General features: G+C 66.7%; 16 protein-coding genes. 7 read left to right on the top strand and 9 right to left on the bottom strand.

Annotated features, from left to right (window positions below; all coding sequences use genetic code 11):
• Positions 1-198 precede the first annotated feature (198 nt).
• The 8 genes from FHP25_RS30285 to FHP25_RS30320 form a co-directional block, all read right to left on the bottom strand.
• Complete coding sequence (locus FHP25_RS30285) at positions 199-1,257, bottom strand: lysine-2,3-aminomutase-like protein (protein WP_147850728.1); 1,059 nt, start codon at positions 1,255-1,257, stop codon at positions 199-201.
• Positions 1,258-1,342: 85 nt separating this feature from the next.
• On the bottom strand, positions 1,343-2,593 hold the full coding sequence (locus FHP25_RS30290; protein WP_147850771.1) for a hypothetical protein: 1,251 nt from the start codon (positions 2,591-2,593) through the stop codon (positions 1,343-1,345).
• Positions 2,594-2,860: 267 nt separating this feature from the next.
• Positions 2,861-3,565 carry a dienelactone hydrolase family protein gene (locus FHP25_RS30295; RefSeq protein WP_231712532.1) on the bottom strand — a complete coding sequence of 235 codons (705 nt, stop codon included), beginning with the start codon at positions 3,563-3,565 and terminating at the stop codon, positions 2,861-2,863.
• A 106-nt stretch (positions 3,566-3,671) separates the two neighbouring features.
• Positions 3,672-6,017, bottom strand: coding sequence for a 2OG-Fe(II) oxygenase (locus FHP25_RS30300; protein ID WP_147850729.1), 2,346 nt, complete (start codon positions 6,015-6,017; stop codon positions 3,672-3,674).
• Between the two features lie 304 nt (positions 6,018-6,321).
• The gene (locus FHP25_RS30305) at positions 6,322-6,627 is read right to left on the bottom strand and encodes a DUF6295 family protein (protein WP_147850730.1); all 306 of its coding nucleotides are present in this window, start codon (positions 6,625-6,627) and stop codon (positions 6,322-6,324) included.
• 11 nt (positions 6,628-6,638) lie between these two features.
• Positions 6,639-7,391, bottom strand: a complete 753-nt coding sequence (locus FHP25_RS30310) for a dienelactone hydrolase family protein (RefSeq protein WP_147850731.1) — start codon at positions 7,389-7,391, stop codon at positions 6,639-6,641.
• Positions 7,392-7,691: 300 nt separating this feature from the next.
• Positions 7,692-8,123, bottom strand: coding sequence for a type II toxin-antitoxin system VapC family toxin (locus FHP25_RS30315; RefSeq protein WP_147850732.1), 432 nt, complete (start codon positions 8,121-8,123; stop codon positions 7,692-7,694).
• The gene (locus tag FHP25_RS30320) at positions 8,120-8,374 is read right to left on the bottom strand and encodes a hypothetical protein (protein ID WP_147850733.1); all 255 of its coding nucleotides are present in this window, start codon (positions 8,372-8,374) and stop codon (positions 8,120-8,122) included. Before FHP25_RS30320 ends, FHP25_RS30315 begins: the two co-directional genes overlap by 4 nt.
• Positions 8,375-8,647: 273 nt before the next feature.
• On the opposite strand from FHP25_RS30320, the gene FHP25_RS30325 reads away from it, so the two are divergent.
• Complete coding sequence (locus tag FHP25_RS30325; RefSeq protein ID WP_147850734.1) at positions 8,648-9,199, top strand: hypothetical protein; 552 nt, start codon at positions 8,648-8,650, stop codon at positions 9,197-9,199.
• Between the two features lie 121 nt (positions 9,200-9,320).
• Here FHP25_RS30325 and FHP25_RS30330 read toward each other — a convergent pair whose 3' ends face one another.
• The gene (locus FHP25_RS30330) at positions 9,321-10,904 is read right to left on the bottom strand and encodes a winged helix-turn-helix domain-containing tetratricopeptide repeat protein (RefSeq protein ID WP_147850735.1); all 1,584 of its coding nucleotides are present in this window, start codon (positions 10,902-10,904) and stop codon (positions 9,321-9,323) included.
• 169 nt (positions 10,905-11,073) lie between these two features.
• On the opposite strand from FHP25_RS30330, the gene FHP25_RS30335 reads away from it, so the two are divergent.
• The 6 genes from FHP25_RS30335 to FHP25_RS30360 all read left to right on the top strand — a co-directional run bounded on the left by FHP25_RS30335 (position 11,074) and on the right by FHP25_RS30360 (position 18,346).
• Positions 11,074-11,838: a sensor histidine kinase gene (locus FHP25_RS30335; protein WP_147850736.1), complete on the top strand. Its 765-nt coding sequence runs from the start codon at positions 11,074-11,076 to the stop codon at positions 11,836-11,838.
• 1 nt (position 11,839) lies between these two features.
• Positions 11,840-12,604, top strand: coding sequence for a response regulator transcription factor (locus FHP25_RS30340; protein ID WP_147850737.1), 765 nt, complete (start codon positions 11,840-11,842; stop codon positions 12,602-12,604).
• Complete coding sequence (locus FHP25_RS30345; protein WP_331461709.1) at positions 12,601-14,004, top strand: HlyD family secretion protein; 1,404 nt, start codon at positions 12,601-12,603, stop codon at positions 14,002-14,004. Before FHP25_RS30340 ends, FHP25_RS30345 begins: the two co-directional genes overlap by 4 nt.
• Entirely contained in the window at positions 13,994-15,634 is a 1,641-nt protein-coding gene (locus FHP25_RS30350; RefSeq protein ID WP_147850738.1) for an MFS transporter, read from the top strand. Before FHP25_RS30345 ends, FHP25_RS30350 begins: the two co-directional genes overlap by 11 nt.
• Before the next feature lie 135 nt (positions 15,635-15,769).
• The gene (locus tag FHP25_RS30355) at positions 15,770-16,684 is read left to right on the top strand and encodes an MBL fold metallo-hydrolase (RefSeq protein WP_147850739.1); all 915 of its coding nucleotides are present in this window, start codon (positions 15,770-15,772) and stop codon (positions 16,682-16,684) included.
• A 435-nt stretch (positions 16,685-17,119) separates the two neighbouring features.
• Complete coding sequence (locus FHP25_RS30360; RefSeq protein WP_147850740.1) at positions 17,120-18,346, top strand: NAD(P)/FAD-dependent oxidoreductase; 1,227 nt, start codon at positions 17,120-17,122, stop codon at positions 18,344-18,346.
• Positions 18,347-18,368 lie beyond the last annotated feature (22 nt).

The following is an 18,368-nucleotide window of genomic DNA, read 5'->3' on the forward strand; positions in this document are numbered from 1 at the left end:
TGTGGGCATGGCTGTCGCATATGTCCCCTGTCATCCCGAGCGCAGCGAGGGATCTCCTGCGGCAGGGCGCACCGTGCGCTATTCGCGGGAGATCCCTCGCTGCGCTCGGGATGACGATTCTGGCATGGCTGCGAAGAGCGTCAGGCTTCGCTCAGAAGGACACCGTGAGAACGACGCTTCCACCTGACGCGATACGCTCTAGCCGTCCGGGTAGTCGTGCCGCTCGCCGCGGAAATCGGTAACCGCGCGGCGGCCGTCGCTGTCGGCGTCGCTCACATAGCTCGGGCCGATCGGGCTCTTGCCGTGGCCGCCGGGGATGTCCAGCACATAGGTCGGCTGGCAGAGGCCCGAGAGGCGGCCGCGCAAGGCGCGCATCAAGGCCTGGCCTTCGTCGATCGGCAGGCGGAAGTGGCTGGTGCCGCGCGCCAGGTCGGGATGATGCAGGTAGTAGGGCCGCACGCGCGCGGCGACCAGGGCGCGGAACAGCGCCTCGAGCGCCTCGACCGAATCGTTGACGCCGCGCAGCAGCACGCTCTGCGACAGCAGCACGATGCCGGCGTCGGCCAGGCGGGCCAGGCAGGCGCGGGCCGCCGGCGTCAGCTCGCGGGCGTGATTGCAATGCACCCCGACATAGACGGCAGCGCGCCTGGCCTTCAGCGCGTCGACCACGGCGGTGTCGACCCGCGCCGGGTCGACCACCGGCACGCGGGTATGAAAGCGGATCACCGCGACATGCGCGATCGCGTCCAAGGCCTCGACGATGCGTGCGATGCGCCGCGGCGAGAGCATGAACGGATCGCCGCCGGTGATGATCACCTCCCAGATCTGCGGCCGGGCGGCGATGTAGGCCAGGGCCGCCTCGAATTCGGCCTCATTCAGCGCCGCGCCGCCGGGGCCAACCTGCTCGCGGCGGAAGCAGAAGCGGCAATACACCGGGCACGTATGCAGTGGCTTCAGCAGCACCCGATCGGGATAGCGATGCACGATGCCCTTGACCGGCGCATAGGCGTGATCGCCGATGGGATCGTCCCGCTCCTCGGGCGTGGTCGTCGCCTCCTGCGCCGTGGGGATGAACTGCCGGGCGATCGGGTCGTCGGCCGGCGTGCCCTCGATCAGGTCGAGCACGTCAGGCGTCACCGCGATGGCATAGTCAAGCGCAACCTGCGCCAGCGCCGGGTCGGCGAGGGCGGTGCGGGGCAAGGTGCCGGCCTCGACGAGGTCGGCGAGGCTGCGGGCGGTGGTCGGAGCGCGGGTCATGGGGGCCGTCGGCCTTCAACGCCCATTCCGGGCCAGCGTCAAGGCCCCATGCCACCGCGGGCCCCGTGTCCCGCTGCCGCGGCCGTCATCTTGCGTGCCGTCCGGTGAACGGATTCCAGCCCAGGGCGGCGAGGGCGGTCCACGCCGTGGCCCCCAGGTGCGGGCGATTGAAATAGAAGAAATCGGGCGTCCGGCTGTCGGGCCCGATGGTGAGGCCCGTCGTGAGACGCGCTGCTGGCGTGGCGAGGAGCCAGCCGCCCGCGGCGCGATGCGCACGCAGGCCGGCAAGCAATTCCGCGGCCCGCGCCGGGTGCCCTGTCGCCTGCAACGTCAGCGCGGCCTGCGCCGTGCCTTCGACCCACAATCCATCGCGATCGTTGTCGAAGTCATACCCGCCCGGGACCGCGAAGCGCCGTTCGACGCAGCCCAAGGTCGGCGACCAGGCCGGCGCGGCGTCGAGCAGCAGGTGGGGCCAGAGCTGCGTGTCGAGCGCCAGGTGTCCCGCATCGGCCATCGGTCCCAGGGGCAGTGGGCCGGCGGCCAGGTCGGCGCCCGGGAATGCCGGCACCGTGCCAAGAACGAAGCAGCCGATGTCGCCTGCCAGCGCGGCGTCAAGGAAGCCGCGCGCCGCCTTCGCCATGTCGGCCATGCGCGCGTCGCCGCTGATGCGCGCATGCCAGCCGGCAGCGGCGGCGATATCCACGTTGTGCTCGGTCGAAGCCCAGCCGAGGCGCACCTGCGCGGGATCGTAGCCATACAGGCCGCCTGTGAATCCGACCCCGCCGGCGGCACGTGTGTGCGACTCGATCCAGCCCAACGCCCGCCGCGCGACGGCAAGATCGTCGGTGTTCCCGGTCGCCTGATGGAGCGTCAGAGACGCCAGCGCCACCCAGGCGACGTTCCCTGTCGCGCTGCCGTCCTGGTATGGGTCTTCCGCCCACCGGGCGGCCGCGGCATCCCACCAGCCCGGCAGCAAGGCCGCCTCGTTGGTTCGCACCGCGCCAGCCCGATAGGCGTTGCGCACGCGTCCGTCACGGAAGCTGCGATCATTGTCGAGCGCATGAACGAACGCCGCGCCGATGCGCCGGGCGCGGTCCGTATCGCCGCACGCGACGAGCGCAATGATCGCCAGCGCGTTATCGTAGGTGAACGCGGTGCTGCGCAACGCCAGCGGCACCTCGCGTTCCTTTGGACCCGGTTGGTAGCTTGCGATGAACAGGGGCCCAGCGCCGGTGGCCGTCGCGTCGACTGAAGTTGCCAGTGCGGCGCAAAGCTCGCGCGCAAGGACCGGCGCCGTCGGCGCCGCGTGCCCGGTTCGTGCGCCGCCGGCAAGGATGCCGAGCGCAAGGACGCATAACGACAGGACGCTTCCCGGCTTAAGCGGCACGCGCACGACCCCTCATGGGCCTGTGGTCTGCGGATAGCCGTGGGCGCACCCCGCTCGGCAGGGCGATCGCATATGGCCCTGCTGTCATCCCGAGCGCAGCGAGGGATCTCCTGCGGCAAGGCGCACGGTGCGCCATGCGCGGGAGATCCCTCGCTGCGCTCGGGATGACGGGAAGGGGGCCGCGCGGATATCGCTGTCGCGTGGGACCAGGCGCCCTTACGCCAATGCCTTCTTGAACAGGTCCAGCGTGCGGCCGTTGGCGAGCTTGCAGCTGGCTTCGTTGTAGTGCTGGCCGCCGACGCGGCAGAAGGCATGGTCGTCGTTGGCATAGCCGTGGACCGTGACGTGCGGGTTGTCCTTCAGCCCGTCGCGGATCTTCTTCTGCGTGTCCGGCGGCACGAAGCCATCCTTCTCGGCGATATGCAGGATAGTCGGGTTCTGCAGGCCCTTGGCGTCGTCGAGCTTGCCGTCGATGCCGACGCCGTAATACGCCGCGCCCGCCTCGGCGTCGGAATGGCACATCATCATGTAGGTGAGGAAGCCGCCCAGGCAGTAGCCGGTGACGCCGACCTTGCCGGTGCAGCCGGCCGTGGCGCGCAGGAAGGCGAGCGACACCTTGAGGTCGTCGATGCCCTTGGCCTGATCGAAGCCCTTGTAGAGCGCGAAGGCCTGGTTCCATTCGTCCTGGCTCTGGTCGGTGATGTCGACGCCTTCCTCCTGGCGCCAGAAGATGTCCGGCGACAGCGCCACGTAGCCTTGCGCCGCCCACGAATCACAGATGTCGCGCATCACCTTGTTGACGCCGAAGATCTCCTGGATCACCAGCACGCCCGGCCCGCTGCCGCTCTTGGGCTTGGCGAGATAGCCGCCCATCTTGCCGTCGCGCAGGCGGATCGATGTGTTGAGATGCGGGTTGGGCATCGGATGCTCCATTGCCGGTGTTCCTTGGAAGCCGCGACGGTAGCGTGCCGCGTGTGGCAAGTCATCCCCTGCGGACACCCCATCGCGTCGCGAAGCGGTCGTGGCGTCATCCTGCCAGCCTTTCGAGATCCGCGAGGTCTTCGCGACGCTGCTTCACCCGTCGGTCGTAGGCGGCCTGGTTCTTTGTGCAAATGAGGCTGTAGGGCCGGCCGCGTCGTTCGGTTTTCACGTCCAGGTCGCACCTTGCGTGGCGAATGGCATCTTCGACATGGCGGCGGTCAGGTTCGGCAGCCCTGAGGATCCACGTCCTCTCCATGGGATGAACGAGAAAGCGATTCACCTCGGCGCAGTTGCGGCATTTGCAGCCGATCGTGCCGTCCCGGCTCCAGTCCTTCGGAGCCTCCAGCGGCTTCGCGATGCGCGTGCGCAGGTGCTCGACGCAGATCGCGTGCAGCTGCTGAACGGCCGCCGATCCATTGATCTCGGGCATGTCGATCAGCTTTCGGAACGCGGGGACCAGGATGGCATCAAGGCTGTAGGTGCTGCGCCAGTTCAGGATGTGGTCTGCTGCGCGTGCCGCCAGGGCATCGCCAACGGGCACGACGCCCGCAAAAAGATCGACGATGAGCTGGGGCTGCACCGTGCGACCGCCTGGCCAGCTATCCGGCCTCCAGTCATTCTCCAGCCAGCCATCCTCCTCCTCCTCCTCCTCCTCCTCATCATCATCGCTTTCTGCTTTCGGGGGCAGGTCACCACCCGGCAGCGCGTCGATCAGCGCAGCGGCCGCGCCAGAGTAGGCAGAACGGCCCGGAGACAGTATTGCGACGACGCGCGCCAGCAACGCGGCACAGGCATCGAGCGACAACCTCGCGGCCCCGGCGATGATGCGCTCGGTCAAGGCCGCGATTCGATCCGGCGAGAGCAGGCCGAGCGCACCGAGGACCGCATCGTTGTCGCTCTTGTCGAAACCATGGACGACGATACCCGACAGGAATGCCTCGACATGCGCCCCGTCATGGAGACGGGTCAGCACGGCCAGCATTTGAGCGATTTCGCTCGGCGCCTTGTTTTGCCGCGGATACCAGTGGCGTGACGGCCATGTGGACAGCATGTGTCCGGCGAGCTCATGCGCCTGATCCCACAGTGGCGCTTGCCGATCCGCACCATCGGTGGCCCAGCGTTCGGCCAGGTCGGCCAGGTCGGCCAGATACGGCAGAGTGACCGCTAGCCCAGCCTGGTTCAGAACAGCGAAGGTCCGCTCGCTGGGCCACATGACCAGCGCTGCCCGACTGTAGGTCCGTTCGAAGGTGGCACCTTCGTTGCCGGTCGCCTCGGTGAAATCCTCGTCGTCGGGCTCCATGTCGTCGAAGGCATCCGGCGGAGAGAGCTCCTCGTCTTCGATCGGGAGCGCGGCCAGCGTTGGCCGGCTGCCGTCCGGCCGCCGCCATTCCGACAGGGTCGCGTATCGATTGTCGACTTCACCAGCCGCCAGATCCGGCTCGCGCCAGCGACCCCTGTACCCGCCATTGTCGACGTATTCGGCGGTGCCGCTTTCCTCGATCGACACAAGCGCCGTGTACAGGTCGCAACCGGCCTGCGACGCCGCGGCAACGAGCACGCGCGCCACGGCGGCGTCCGCTCCCTTCAAGGTGTCGAACGCCAGCTCTGCCGGTGTGTAGGCATGATCCAGGGGATAGATCACCTTTTCGGGTGTGTGATCGTCCTGAGATCGTTTGCCGGCGCCCCATGCCCGCAACAGCGCCGCAACGTGAGCCTGCTCGCTCTCGTAGCTGGGAGGCTCGAGCTTCGGTCCCTTGCCCCGACGCACAAGGCTGTAGACCAGCACCAGCCGGGATCCCGTCGTGATGGGGAGCACCTCATGGACGCAGTCGGCATAGAAAGCGGCGAACGCCGCCTCCGAAAGGTCTTCGCAGCGCAGGTCGAGCCGGACTTCGCGGTCCTTGTGTCGAACGACGAGTTCGCCACCTGTCGACTCGGATGGCAGCGCGACCACGAGGGTCGCGAACATGCCGGGCACCTTCTCGGTGTCGCGATGACTCACGAAGAAGCTGCCCTGGTCATAAACCAGAAGCTTGTAGAATTCGGCGGCGATGCCATCGCCCGTTCCAAGCCCGTCCGCGACACGGGCCAGGATCGCCTCCAATGTGCCTGCCCAGTGCTTGCCGCCAAGCCGCACCCGGTCCGGGGCGATTTGCCAGGTGCGGCGGACCGTGGTGTCGACGAGGGTTTCCTCGCCGCGGCCATAGGGCGCGCGCTCGGCGACGGCGATGAGCTGCTCGGCCTGGATCGGCAGAAGCGGGAAGGCAATGGTGCCGACGCCGTCGACGTCCAGGCGCGGTGGCGGGCTGTCGACCGTTCCGGAAGCGAAGAAATCTCCGGGCCGCCGGACAGTGCGCAGCACGGCGGCGAGTTCAGTGGTGATGGATGACATGGCATTGCGCTCTCTTCTCGCTGACCCGGGCAACGGGTATCAAGGCAAGGCCAAGCGCTCAATCCCGGCCGAAATTCGTCCCCCTAATCCACAAGGCCGACGATGCGCATCCAGACCGGAGCGCGTTTCGGTCGAATGGAACCGCAGTGTCGATTGATCCGCTGTCATCCCGAGCGCAGCGCGGTAACGCGGGGCAAGCCCCGAAATCGCTCTGAATGCGGTAGCGCGCCCCGGCCGGCGAGTCATCTCGGCCGGCGCCGGTTCCCACCCTCAGTTTCGGTCTTCGACCCGAAGCCGTCGCCTCTCACGCCGTGCGAACGAGGCTGAGCGCGGCGCCTTTGCCCCGCACTTCCGCCTCTTCGAGCTCGGCGGCGGCAATGGCGCGATCGAGCGCGGCGCGCAGCGCCTTGGCCGTCTCCAGCGTCAGCTCGACACCGGCCCGCGCCCCGGGGTCGAGATCCGTGTTGATGAAGTCGAGCGTGATGACGTCGCCCAGCGGCGCATGTCGCGCATGGTCATAGGCAACCACCGCCTGCGATAGCGGGAACCATTCGTTTCCGCGCTTTGCCATGCCCTGCGCGCGGGCGATCTCGACAATAGCCGTGCACATGTCCGAGCCTCCTACGTCGCCAGATGCTTGCCGAAGAAGGCGAACACCTTGCCCCAGCCATCCATGGCCTGCTCGGGCCGGTAGAGGGGCCGGTGCCAATAGAAGATGCCGTGGCCGGCACCGTCGTAGCGGTAGAATTCGTGTGCCTTGCCGTGCTTCTTGAGCTCGGCCTCGTGCTGGTTCACCTGCTCGGGGCTCGGCGCGCGGTCGTCGTTGCCGAAGAGGCCGAGCAGCGGGCAGCACAGGTCCTTCGTCATCTCGATCGGTGCGACGGGTGTCTTGGCGTTGAGCTCCTCCTGGCCCATCACCACGCGGCCGCCCCACAATTCGGCGCAGGCATCGACGTCCTGGCGCTGGCAAGCATAGATGAAGGCGTGCCGGCCACCGGAACAGGAGCCGAAAAGGCCGACCTTGCCGTTGTGATTGGACTGCGCCCGCATCCACTTCACGGCGGCCTCCGTGTCGCCGACCATCTGGGCATCGGCAATGCCGCCCCCGGCGCGCACCTTGGCGGCGACGTCGTCGGGGTTGGCCTGGCCGCCCTCGCGCTCATAAAGATTGGCGCAGATCGCGAGATAGCCGTGATGCGCGAACCGGCGCGTCGTCTCGATGTAGAACTCGCTCCAGCCCGGGAGATGGTGGACGAGCACGACGCCCGGGAAGGCGCCCGGACCAGACGGCTTGGCCACGTAGGCGGTGATCGGGGTTCCTTTGTCGCCGTTGATGGTCACGTTCTCGCAGGTCATGCCTCGGTAGAATGACATCGATTTCCTCCATTGAGCGTGAGCCCGGGCCGTTCACCGGGGCATCGGAGCGCCGCGCGATCATCGATACGGGGGGCGCGGTCCCTTTGCGGCCGGAGCCCGTCGCACGGATGAGTATTTGACGATCGTCCGCCAGGCGCAACAGGAGGCAGCCGAGCTGCTCGACCGTCTGGAACGACATGACAGCACGACGGTTGCGAATATGCCCGCATCTTCTCGGTGTCGCGATGGCGTCTGAGATTCGTTCCCTCGATCCACAACGCCGGCCGCGCGCCGATCGGCGCGAAGCCGAAGCCGTGCTCAGCCGGTGCCGATCGCGAAGCGATACTGGCGGCCGTGCTTCTTTCCGAAACGCAGGATCCGCTCATCGTAGGTGACCAGCGGGCAGTCGAACTCGATCGCCGTGGCGATCAGAAGCCGGTCAGCCAGGTCACGGTGCTCCAGGTGATGAAGCTGATAGGCACGGCAGGCCGCTGTGTGGGTCAGCGGCGCGGCTTCGATCCCGGGGACGTCCGTGAAGCGCTTCACCCAGGCATCGACCGGACTGTCGAGATCGATTCGCCCCGTGTCGACAAGCAGCGCAATCTCCCACGTTGTGACGGCGCTCAGGATGATGGTTCCACCGCCATGCCAGCAACCGTCGATCAGCGCCTGCGTCGAACGGCGCAGGCGGCTATCGCCGCTGTCGAGCCAAAGGGCGATGTGTGTGTCGAGCAGAAGGGCATTTTTCACCGGTCGATCTCTCGGCCAGTCTCGGCATCGGGTTCGACATCCAGCACCGGTGCAAGAAGATCCACGCCTTCGCGAACCCGCACCGATTCGCGATGAGCGCCGAACAGGGAGCCGGCGCGGGCGTTCTGCTCGAGCAGCTGCCGCATGGCCAGGGCTACCGCCTCGGTCTTGTTGCCGCCGGTCAACTTTCGCGCCGCGTCCTCGATGAGGGCGACGACCTCAGGCCGGTTGATGGTGACCACGTTCGCCATGGCAACCTCGATAATGATATCATTACTTATATAATGATCAATGTCGGGACTGCAAGCGGTCGACGACTGCCACGCCGAAGCGACGGGCGGTCTCCGCTGCTCGACCCCGCGGACGTCGCCCTGCCGAGCAGCACGACCGCGCCAAGTCGGCATGTCGCTTAGACGAAGAATCAAGGGAATTCCAATCGCGATCGAAGACGGCTGCAAGGTCTTCCGGCCGAAGATCCGCCATCCTCCGCCCGCTCGAAACACGGCACGACGCGGAGAATGAACATGAAGATCCTCGTCAACAGGCTTCGTCAAGAAGGCCATGAGGCCGTGGCCGTGTCGACGAACCTTGGTATCTGCGCAGCAGTGTTGGCGGCTGTTTGCATCAGCGCGGCACCCGCCCCTGACGCCGCTGGCGGCAGGTCGGGAGTGACGCTCGTCCATGACAAGCGCGGCAGCTTTTCATCTGTGTGCGCGGAGTCGACGCCTGCCTTCACCGACGTGACGGTCCGCGAGGCCTTGATGCGCGCCACTCTCCACGAGATCGACCAGCAGGCTTCTGGTTCGGCCACGGTTGGCTCGGCCGCGGTTTTGAGCCTGTCCGGGCGCGCCCTGCAGATCCAGGCCGGCACGGCCCCGCGTCGTCAACAAGGGCGGGGCGTGCGCGCCCTCCTGAGGGCAATCCAGACGATATTTCACCTAGCACGAACGGCCTGCCTCGCGATGGTCGAGCGCCTTTCGCTCTCCGCGGCCCCGCGACGGCGAACTCTTGCGTCCGTCAGCCTCGCCAACAGGGGCGCTCTGACCGTCCGCGCCGGCGGGTCGGATGCGGTTTAACGCCGGTCGAACGTTTATCGGGCCCATTTGTGAACAAAACGCCCTGAGGCCCGTTGCTGGCGGGATCGCAGAGGACGCTCGGTGATCGACGATCTCGCACCCAGCCGGCCAGCCCCGGCCCTCACGCTGGCAGCCCCGCTCTTCGCAGGCCTTCGACGAACGTGTCGAGATCCTCCGGTCGCCGGAGCACGACCCAATCCTCGACGTCCGCGAGCCGCAACGCAGGGGCGAGACGGCGCACATGCTGCATCGCTCGGCGCGCATCGTCCATCCGGCCGGCAAGGGCGTGGCTCGCGGCGCCGAAGGCGAACACCCGCAGGACGTCGGGCAGCTCCCTGGATGCCTTTTCCGCCCACGCCGACGCCATGTCGAAGCGTCCGGCGAACATGTGTGCCATCGCCGTGCCGGTCTGCATCTGGAATGTCTCGGGATCCAGCGGGCTCAAGCGCATGGCGCGCGCAAAGCGCTCAACCGCGTCGTCAGGCTCGCCGCACGAGATCCGCTGGAAACCGCTGAGATACCAGGCGATCGTCAGGTTGGGATTGAGCACCAGGGCGCGGTCGACCGCGGCGATGCCTTTGTCGAGATCGCCGCCGAAATGGGCCAGCGCATGCCCGCCGCGCGTGAGGGCAACCGCATCGCTGGCGCCCAGCTCGATCGCGCGGTTGGCCAGCCGCGCGCCCTCGGCATAGTCCCGCACGCGGTCGCGGATCCAGCCATTCATCTTGCGCCAGTAAAGGCACCACGCCGCCATGCCATAGGCCGACGCGAAAGCGGGATCGAGCTCTATCGCCCTGTAGAACAACGCCAGTGCGGCGCTGATACCCTCGCTGGTTGCCTGGTGGAAGCTCGCCATGCCGCGCAGATAGTAGTCATAGGCACCGAGATTGTCGGTCGGCTTGCGCAGCGCGCGCTGGATTTCGGCTCGTTCCACGCGTGGCGCGATGGCGGCGACGACACTCTGGGCCAGCTGATCCTGCAGCTCGAAGATGTCGTCCAGCGCGCTTTCGAAACGGTCCGTCCAGAGATTTGTCCCGGTCGCCGCGCTGACGAGCTGTCCGGTGATGCGAACCCGGTTCGCTGCCTTGCGCACGCTGCCTTCCAGCACATAGCGCACGCCCAGCTCGCGGCCGACCTCCTTCAGGTCTACCGCCCGGCCCTTGTAGACGAAGCTCGAGTTGCGCGCGATCACGAACAGCCAGCGATGGCGTGACAGCGCGGTAACGATGTCCTCCACCACGCCGTCGGCGAAGTACTCCTGCTCGGGATCGCCGCTCAGGTTCTGGAACGCCAGCACGGCGATTGACGGCTTGTCGGGAAGAGCCAGCACAGGTGCCGATATTTCGGTCGATCCGGCGGGCTCGGTCGCGAGGGAGCTGCCGCCATCTTGGGCCGGGAGGTCCCTGATATCGCCAACAAACCGGAACCCTTTGCGGGCGACTGTCCGGATCAGGCGCTGCGCCTCGCCGCTGTCACCGATCGCCCGGCGCACCGCATTGATATGGCTGGTCAGCGTCGATTCGGAGACGATCCGCCCATCCCACACCGCGTCCAGCAGGTCGTCCTTGCTGACGACGCGGTCGCGGTGCTGCACCAGGTAGACCAGCAGGTCGAAGACCTTGGGCCCGACGGCGACCGTCGCGGCCCCGCGCGTGAGCTCCCGTCGCTCGGGGTCGAGCACATAGTCCTCGAACGCATACTGCACGCCAGCCCTCCCTGATCGCCCACGCAGGCATCGGACTGCCGGACCGGCGGGTCGCTTGGACGAATAAGCAAGGGAAATTCAATCACAATCAAACGGCGACGCAAGGTCTTCCGGCCGGCGGTCCGGCATCCTCCAGCCGCTCGAACACGACACAGGCCGGAGGCACCTCATGAGCCCTCAGCAGAACCTGGCCATCGTCAGCGGCGCTTCGCAGTCCAACAATGTCGGCATCTTCATGGCTGCCTCGATTGCGCACGAGGTCAACCAGCCCCTGGCCGCGATCGTGGCCAACTCACATGCGTGCCGACGCTGGCTGTCCGCCGATCCCCCGAATCTCGACCGGGGCAGGACGACGCTGGAGCGGATCATCCGCGACGCCAACGCGGCCGCCGAGCTCATCAGCCGCATCGGTGGGCTCTTCAGCCGGGGCGGCGCCCGGGCACGAACATCAGTCGATATCAACCAGGTGATCAATGCGGTCTGGCAGTCGATGGCCGATGAGATCGCGACGAAGAATGTCCGCGTCGTGATCGAGCTCGACCGCGACCTTCCGCCTGCACGCGCCGACCGGATCCAGATCCAGCAGGTCCTCGTCAACCTCATCCGCAACGCGCTCGATGCGCTCGATACAGGCGCTGACAACGCAAGATCGTTACGGATCCGCTCATTGCGCGACGAGGCCGGCACGATCCGCGTGGAGGTCCGGGACAACGGGATCGGCCTGAACGAGTTCGAGCAGATCTTCGAGCCGTTCTTCACCACCAAGAAGCACGGCATGGGCATGGGGCTCGCGATCTGCCGTTCAATCATCGAGTCCCATGATGGCCGGCTCTGGGCAGCGCCCAACAAGCCGGGCGGGACGACGTTCGTCTTCACGCTGCCGGATCACGCCAGCGATGCCGAGGCGCTGCGTGCCAGTCATGGAGCCCAATGACATGACAAACGACGCTTCCAGGCTCCTGCCGCGCCATCAGTCTGGCTTGCCGGCGAGCGGTGGCGAACCGGAGTGCCCCCTCGTGTTGATTGTCGACGACGATGAGGCGGTCCGGACCGCGCTTCAGGAGCTCCTTCTCTCGGTGGGTCTCGACGCGACCTGCTTCGCATCGACGCGCGAGTTGCTGGGCGCCCGGCTTCCGGCAAGGCCTGGCTGCCTGATCCTCGACATCCGCATGCCGGGATTGAGCGGCCTGGATTTCCAGCAGCATCTCGCATCGAGCGGCAACAGGAAGCCGATCATCTTCCTCTCCGGCCATGCCGACGTCGCGATGACGGTCAAGGCCATGAAAGCCGGTGCCGTCGACTTCCTCACGAAGCCGGTGCCTGAACAGGGGTTGCTCGACGCCGTGTCCGCCGGAATTGCAAGGGACATCGCGCAGCGGGCCGAGGATCGCATCGTCAAGCTGCATGTCGAACGGTTTGCCACGCTGACCCCGCGTGAGCGCCAGGTTCTGCATGCGCTGGCCTACGGGCGGATCAACAAGCAGATCGCTTTCGACCTGGGAATCAGCGAGGTCACCGTCAAGCTCCACCGCGGCAACGTCATGCGGAAGATGCAGGCGGCGTCCGTCGGACAGCTTGTACGCACTTGGGAATCGATGCCCATCGAGCTTCGCGACGGACCGTTGGATGACTGCATCCATGGTCGGCGATCCGGCATCTGCCGCCCACTCGAGCACAACATCAGCTGGAGGAACATATGACGACGAACGACGCCAGCGGTTCGCTTCAGATGGCCGGTGGCCTCCACGATACCATCGAACGCGAGCAAAAGGATCTGCGGGGCGAAGTGCTTCGGCAAGGCAGGGCGGCCGACGAGGAGCTCCAACACCGGAAGGAAGGTGCCAGCGCACCCAAGCTACCGCCGGAACTCATCGAAGCGGCACGTGTACCGCCCATGTCGGGCAAAACCGCCAGTGTCGCGTTGAAGGTACCTGGCGGGGGCAACGCCACGCCGCGTCCCGCAACGCCGGACAACGCTGGCCACGGCAACCCCGACGCGGCCGCGCCGCCCGCGCCATCGCGCAGCCTGCGACGGCTGATCATACCGATGCTGGCCGTCGGCATCGTCGGCGTGTTCGTGATGATGGCGTCGGTTCGCTGGGAGGCGTGGCTGGCAGCGGCAGCCGTGCAGACGACGGACAACGCAACGGTGCGCGCCGACGTGACGCGGCTTAGCGCGCGCGTGAGCGGCAATATCAGGCGCGTTGCGGTCGAGGATTTCCAGCACGTCAAGGCAGGTGATGTGCTGATGGAAATCGAGCCGCATGACTACGACGCCGTCGTGGCGCAAGCCGAGGCAAGCGTCGCCGCTGCGCGGGCCCAGCTCGACAACCTCGAGAATCAGAAGGCATTCCAGCAGGCAGCCATTGCCCAGGCGGAGGCGCAGCATCTGTCTGCGCTCGCCCGTACGGTTCAAATGCGCGAGGAGCTGGCACGGCAGGAAGCGCTCCTGCGCGGCAGTCTCGCGGGCACCCGCCAGCGGGTAGAGCAGGCGACGGCCAATCACGACGCGGCCAAGGCCGCCCTGGCCGCCAGCGACGCGACGGTCGAAGCCCAGCGCCGCCAGCTCGATGTCTTGAACGGCCAGCAGGCATTGCTGAGTGCCAATGTCCGCGCCGCCGAGGCGGCGTTGACGATGGCCCGATTGCGCCTGGGCTATACACGGATCGTGGCGCCGGTAGACGGCGTCGTCGGCGAGCGTCGTGTGCAGGAAGGTGACTACGTCAATGTCGGCACCATGCTGATTGTCGTGGTGCCACTGCCGAATCTCTACGCCGTCGCCAACTACAAGGAGACGCAGCTCACGCACGTGGTGCCGGGCCAGCCGGTCGAGGTTACCGTCGACATGTTTCCGGGCACGGTCCTGCATGGCCGCGTGGAGCGTCTCTCGCCGGCAAGCGGATCGAGCTTCGCCTTGCTGCCGCCCGATAATGCCACCGGAAATTTCACCAAGGTGGTGCAGCGGATCCCCGTCCGCATCGCATTCGACGCCGGGCAGCCTTTGATCGAGCAGTTGCGGCCCGGGATGTCGGTGGTGACACGGATCAATGTGACGGGTGACGCCAAGAGACCTGCGCAAGGGGGCGGCCATGGCAACTGAGCCGATCGGTGCTGGTGCCGCCTCGACGGGCCGCTCCAGCCACAACCCTGTGCTCGGGGCGGCCGCGGTGCTGGTCGGAGCCTTCCTGGTGAGCTTCGACCAGCGGCTGTTCGCCATAGGCCTGCCGGACCTCAGAGGCGCCTTCGGATTGACGTTCGACGAGGGCACCTGGCTCGCTACGATCGCGCTGGCGCCGCAGCTCCTCGTCGCACCCGCCATTCCCTGGCTCGCGACCGTGCTTGGCGTGCGCCGCGTGCTCGTTGTGCCCGGTTTGGTCTACATCGCCCTGTCGCTGGCCATTCCCTTCGTCAGCGACTACCAGGTGCTCCTGACCCTGCACTTCGTTCATGGCCTGCTGCTGGGCATCTTCATCCCGGTAACGATCATGATCGTTCTGCACAACCTGCCCATGCGGTGGTGGATTGTCGGTCTCGCGATGTACTCCTTCCGGCTGTCCTTCACGGGCAATTCAGGCGTGTCGCTGGTGGGTTTCCATGTGCAGCACCTGGGCTGGGAGTGGATTTATTGGCAGAACGCCATCGTCGCCGTGCTCATGATATTGCTGACGTGGCTGGGCACGCCGCGCGAGGGCGTCAATCGCCGGCTCCTCGCCAGTGCCGATTGGGGCGGCATGCTGATGCTGGGCGGCGGCCTTGCCCTGATCTACGCCGGCCTCGACCAGGGCAATCGGCTCGATTGGTTCGAGTCCGGGATCGTCACCAGCCTGCTTGTGGGCGGCGGTGTGCTGGTCGTCGGCTTCCTGATCAACGAGGCGGTCGTGCGGGAGCCATGGGCGCACCCATCGGTCCTGATGTCGCGAAACATCGGCCTCGCGATGTTGGCGCTCATGGCCTACATGGTCACGAGCCTGTCCAACATGATGCTGGTCCCGACCTTCCTGACCGTCGTCGGCCACCTCCGGCCCGAGCAGGTCGGCGACGTGCTCCTCAACTGCACGGCCTTGCCGTTGGTCGGCGTGGTGACCGCCGCGGTCTTGCTGCTGCGCCGGTTCGACGCACGGTTGGTGATTCTCGGCGGGCTGACATGCTTCGCCGTTGCCGGCTGGATGGGGACCGGCATCACGCCCGAGTGGTCGCCCGATGACTTCGTGCCCATGGCGCTCATGCAGTCGCTTGGCCAGGGCCTCACCTTCACCGGCCTGCTGGTCTTCGTGGTGTCGAACGCGAACCCCGCGCGGACAGTCGCGCTCGTTGCCTACATCCAGGTGATGCGCCTGGACATCATCGAGATCACCACCACTGTCATGAGCACCTGGCTGCGCGTGCGCGAGCAGGTTCATTCAAATCTGATCGGCCTGCATGTGTCGGTGGGCGACAGCGAAGTCGTGCAGGCCCTGGATCACCTGAAAGCGCGATTCATCGAGCACAGCGCCGCCGCCGAGACAGCCGTGGCACGCGCCACCAGCACCTTGGCGTCGCTGGTGCGGCGCCAGGCCGACGTTCTGTCCTTCATCGATGGTTTCGAGGTGACCTTCTGGGCCGCGATCGCCGGCATCCTGCTGGTCAGCCTGATGCGCACGGCACCGCCCGGTCCGCTCACGCCGGCCGCGCCGAAGCCGGCGCCAGCGGTCGGGCGCTCGCGGCCTGCCTCAACCTATCCCAAGGTGTAGGTCCATCTACTTCTTGGGTAGCAGAACCTAGCAGGCTGCACGGTATCGAGGGCTCGGCACGTCAGCGATCATGGTCTCGCCACTAGCGGAGCAACACACTAGCAGAGCAACACACGAGCGCAGGAGGAGACTGACATGTTCGACAACGCCTTACATCTCGAGAGACCGAAGACCGACGAACTGGTTCCGTCGCGCTACGCGCTGCGGGTCGGCGAGATTGACGTGCTGGTGGTCAGTGATGGGCTGCTGTCGCTGAAAACCCCGAACTTGGCCACCAATGCCGACCCGTCCGAGGTGGCGGCCTGGCTGGACCACACGTTCCTGCCGCCAGACGAGATGGTGTGGCCGGTGAACGTGGTCGTGGTGCGTAGTGGCGGCCGGACCATCCTGATCGATTCTGGGCTCGGGGAGCAGCAGCCGGACTTCAGGCGGGCCGGGCGGTGGGCCCAGCGCCTGCAGGCTGCAGGCATCGATCTAGCGTCCGTGACCGACGTGGTGCTTACCCACATGCACTTCGACCACGTTGGCGGGCTGCTCGTCGACGGGGTGAGGGAGCGGCTGCGTCCGGACGTGCCGATCCACACCGCTGCCGCCGAGGCCAAGTTCTGGGCATCGCCCGATTTCTCCACTAACGCCTCCATGCCAGCGTGGTTTCCGGACGCGGCTCGGTCGGCCGCCGCCAGGTTTTTGACCGAGTACGGTAGCCAGCTGCGGTTGTTCGAGGCGGAGTATGAGGTGGCGCCAGGGGTGCTCGTCCGTCGTACCGGCGGCCACACCGTCGGGCACAGCGTGGTCCGCCTGGCGTCCGGAGGCGACCGGCTGACGTTCCTCGGCGATGCCGTGCTGCCAGCCGGTTTCGACCACCCCGACTGGCACAATGCCTTCGAGCACGACCCCGAGGACGCTGCTCGCGTCCGGATCGGTCTTTTGCAGGAGCTGGCGGCGACCCGCGAGCCGCTGGTGGCCTGCCATCTACCGTTCCCGTCCCTCGGCCGGGTCGCGGTCGCCGGCGACGCCTTTCGTTTTGTACCGGCCTATTGGGAGTACTGACCGCTCAAGGCCGAACGCGACGACCGCATGCGTTTGAGCAACGGGTCGATCGCTGCCTCATACGACATTGCCCACACCTTCGCCGGCTTAGGCTTCGGCAGCCTAAGCCGGCGAATTTTTGTGGCGAGATCATCTCGCGCCCGCGCGGTACTGGCTTGCTCGTGCGCCGGCCGGGATCGAGCGCGTCATCGCCGATGATGCATTGCGCCTCGGCGCTCCTGATCCCGTGCACAGATGATGCGCATCCAGCCGATGCGGTTGTCGTCGGGCGATCTTCAAATTGTGTGCGCTGAATGACGGTGGCCAACTTGGACGAATAACCAAGAGAACGGCAACGGCAATTCAAGGGCGTTGCAAGGTTTTCCGGCCGGTTTGCGGGCATCCTCCGCTCACATCGATCGCGATGGACGTGATCGATATCCAACAGAGGGTCCCATGCCGAAGAATCCATCTACCCAGCGCATCGTCATCATCGGTGCCGGCTTCGCCGGTATGTACGCTGCGCTCTCCGCTGCCCGCCTTCGCGACATGAAGGGCGTCTCGCCTCAGGAGCTTGAGATCGCGCTGGTCGCACCGGAGCCGACCCTGGTGGTCCGCCCGCGTCTCTATGAGCCGAAGCCGGAAACCCTGACCGCGCCGCTTCAGGATGTCCTCAAGGCCATCGACGTCATCTACGTGCAGGGCCGCGCCGAGACGATCGACACCAAATCCCGTGCAGTGGAAATCGCGACCGCCAAGGGTGCGCGCGACACGCTGCAATACGATCGGCTGGTCGTGGCCACCGGCAGCCGGCTGTTCCGCCCGGACATCCCCGGCCTCGCCGAGCACGCCTTCAGCGTCGACCAGCTCGACGATGCGGTCGCCCTCGACCGGCACCTGCATAGCCTGGCGGATCGGCCGGCGTCGCCGGCGCGTGACACGGTCGTCGTCGCCGGCGGTGGCTTTACCGGCATCGAGGTGGCGACGGAGATGCCGGCGCGGCTGCGTGCGATCCTCGGCAAGAATGCCAGGCCGCGCGTCGTCATCGTCGAGCGCAATGAGGGGGTCGCGCCCGATATGGGCGTTGGCCCCCGGCCGGTCATTATGGGCGCACTGCGTGAGCTGGGTGTTGAGACCCGGCTCGGTACCGGCGTCGCAGCGCTGGACGAAGGCGGTGTCACGCTGGCCAACGGCGTGCGCATCGAGAGCGCGACCGTGATCTGGTCGGCAGGCATGCGTGCTGCACCGTTGACCGCACAGATCCCGGCCGAGCGCGACAATTTCGGCCGGCTGCTGGTCGACCGGGCGTTGCGCGTGCCGTCGGTGCCCGGCGTTCTCGCGACCGGCGACGCGGCCAAGGCCGCCTGCGACGATGTCGGCAACTACGCGCTGATGTCGTGCCAGCATGCCACGCGGATGGGCGCCTTTGCCGGCCACAACGCCGCCGCCGAGCTGCTGGGCGAGCCGCTCAAGCCGTATCACCAGAAGGCCTATGTCACCTGTCTCGACCTCGGTGCGTTCGGCGCGCTCTTCACGCGCGGCTGGGACCGCAAGGTGGAGATGGTCGGCGCCGAGGCCAAGAAGACCAAGCAGGAGATCAACACGGTGTGGATCTATCCGCCGCGCGCGGAGCGTGCTGCCGCGCTGGCGTCGGCCGATCCGGAGCGTGTCACCGACCTGTAAGGCCCGCACGAGACGTGGGTTG

The sequence above is a fragment of the Vineibacter terrae genome (assembly GCF_008039615.1).
Lineage (GTDB): Bacteria > Pseudomonadota > Alphaproteobacteria > Reyranellales > Reyranellaceae > Vineibacter > Vineibacter terrae.

Bases quoted from the DNA above. Each gene is read 5' to 3' on its own strand.
- FHP25_RS30345 (WP_331461709.1), top strand. From the start codon at position 12,601: ATGACGACGAACGACGCCAGCGGTTCGCTTCAGATGGCCGGTGGCCTC.
- FHP25_RS30340 (WP_147850737.1), top strand. From the start codon at position 11,840: ATGACAAACGACGCTTCCAGGCTCCTGCCGCGCCATCAGTCTGGCTTG.
- FHP25_RS30300 (WP_147850729.1), bottom strand. From the start codon at position 6,017: ATGTCATCCATCACCACTGAACTCGCCGCCGTGCTGCGCACTGTCCGG.
- FHP25_RS30320 (WP_147850733.1), bottom strand. From the start codon at position 8,374: ATGGCGAACGTGGTCACCATCAACCGGCCTGAGGTCGTCGCCCTCATC.
- FHP25_RS30305 (WP_147850730.1), bottom strand. From the start codon at position 6,627: ATGTGCACGGCTATTGTCGAGATCGCCCGCGCGCAGGGCATGGCAAAG.
- FHP25_RS30295 (WP_231712532.1), bottom strand. From the start codon at position 3,565: ATGCCCAACCCGCATCTCAACACATCGATCCGCCTGCGCGACGGCAAG.
- FHP25_RS30360 (WP_147850740.1), top strand. From the start codon at position 17,120: ATGCCGAAGAATCCATCTACCCAGCGCATCGTCATCATCGGTGCCGGC.
- FHP25_RS30350 (WP_147850738.1), top strand. From the start codon at position 13,994: ATGGCAACTGAGCCGATCGGTGCTGGTGCCGCCTCGACGGGCCGCTCC.
- FHP25_RS30325 (WP_147850734.1), top strand. From the start codon at position 8,648: ATGAAGATCCTCGTCAACAGGCTTCGTCAAGAAGGCCATGAGGCCGTG.
- FHP25_RS30310 (WP_147850731.1), bottom strand. From the start codon at position 7,391: ATGTCATTCTACCGAGGCATGACCTGCGAGAACGTGACCATCAACGGC.
- FHP25_RS30355 (WP_147850739.1), top strand. From the start codon at position 15,770: ATGTTCGACAACGCCTTACATCTCGAGAGACCGAAGACCGACGAACTG.
- FHP25_RS30335 (WP_147850736.1), top strand. From the start codon at position 11,074: ATGAGCCCTCAGCAGAACCTGGCCATCGTCAGCGGCGCTTCGCAGTCC.
- FHP25_RS30285 (WP_147850728.1), bottom strand. From the start codon at position 1,257: ATGACCCGCGCTCCGACCACCGCCCGCAGCCTCGCCGACCTCGTCGAG.